A 1,223-nucleotide genomic window follows, 5' to 3' on the forward strand; every position below is an offset into this window, starting at 1 on the left:
ATGATATTTATTCGGTAATGTTTGTGTATGCATGATTCAATTAAAAATCTTAATATAATTAAAGAACAAATAAACACAAAAGAAAGCAATGTAAACATCATTGCAGTTAGTAAAACTTTTCCAATGAGTAATATTGAGCCTTTATTAATTAGTGGTCATATGCATTTTGGTGAAAATAAAGTTCAAGAAGCGATAGAAAAATGGACAGAAATAAGGAAAATTAAAAAAAATTTTAAGTTACATATGATTGGCAAACTACAAACAAATAAAGTTAAATTTGCAATTCCATTATTTGATTATATTCACTCAGTTGATAATTGGAAACTTGCTCAAAAAATTTCTCAAGAGCAAGAAAAATTAAAAAAATATTTAAAAATATTTATACAAGTAAATATTGGTAATGAAGATCAAAAAAGTGGAATTAATAAAAAGGATTTATCTATTTTTTGTAAGAAATGTATTAATGAATTAAACTTAAAAATTATTGGATTAATGTGTATCCCACCTCAAAATGAAGATCCAAAAAAATATTTCAAAATTATGTTAGATCTTAATAAATCATTAGGATTTGAAGAACTTAGTATGGGAATGTCATCTGATTATGTCGATGCAGTTAAACATGGAGCTACGTTTATTAGAGTTGGATCAAAAATCTTTGGAGAAAGATCTTAGTTAATTTTAATTTTAGTTTTTTTGTTTATTAATTTAAGTAATACTAATAAGTCACTCTTTTTTAAAGCAATACAGCCTAATGTTTTTTTATAATTTTTTGTAATATGTATAAAGATTGCACTACCTCTATTTTTTACCACTTTTTTTGTGTTGTAATTAATTAATATGACAATGTCATATGTGCCATCATTTCTAAACATTTTTTCATGACTTACTTTTTTATTTATCTTTATAAGTTGATTATAATATTTACTATTTATATCATCACACCAACCCATATTTTTTTTAATAGAAATTTTTTTTAATTTAGTTTTAAGATTAATAAACTTATCTGCTCTATAAAAAACTGGTCCTAATTCATATATCCCTGTTGGTGTTTTAAGATCACCCTCTTTCTTTTTGGATGTAAGTCCTTTTTTACCAACACAACATTTAAATTCAAATTCATCAAATAAAAGGGTATCTTTATTTTTTAAAACTATTTGCATTTTATGAGTACAAAAAATTTAATTGTTTATAACTCAAATATATTATTTGAGATTTTAGATGAA

General features: G+C 22.9%; 2 protein-coding genes. One reads left to right on the forward strand and one right to left on the reverse strand.

What is annotated here, in order from left to right; translation table 11 throughout:
- Positions 1–27: 27 nt before the first annotated feature.
- Positions 28–672, forward strand: coding sequence for a YggS family pyridoxal phosphate-dependent enzyme (locus tag ACTT9D_RS07355; protein WP_440931131.1), 645 nt, complete (start codon positions 28–30; stop codon positions 670–672).
- Here the strand turns inward: ACTT9D_RS07355 and ACTT9D_RS07360 are convergent.
- Positions 669–1,160 carry a L,D-transpeptidase family protein gene (locus tag ACTT9D_RS07360; RefSeq protein WP_440931132.1) on the reverse strand — a complete coding sequence of 164 codons (492 nt, stop codon included), beginning with the start codon at positions 1,158–1,160 and terminating at the stop codon, positions 669–671. The two genes, ACTT9D_RS07355 and ACTT9D_RS07360, sit on opposite strands and share 4 nt — an antisense overlap.
- Positions 1,161–1,223 lie beyond the last annotated feature (63 nt).

Source organism: Candidatus Pelagibacter sp. (assembly GCF_052049815.1).
In the GTDB taxonomy this organism is placed as follows: Bacteria; Pseudomonadota; Alphaproteobacteria; order Pelagibacterales; family Pelagibacteraceae; genus Pelagibacter.

What these genes read in the sequence shown, in the direction of transcription:
- ACTT9D_RS07355 (WP_440931131.1), top strand. Translation starts at nt 28, where the DNA reads ATGCATGATTCAATTAAAAATCTTAATATAATTAAAGAACAAATAAAC.
- ACTT9D_RS07360 (WP_440931132.1), bottom strand. Translation starts at nt 1,160, where the DNA reads ATGCAAATAGTTTTAAAAAATAAAGATACCCTTTTATTTGATGAATTT.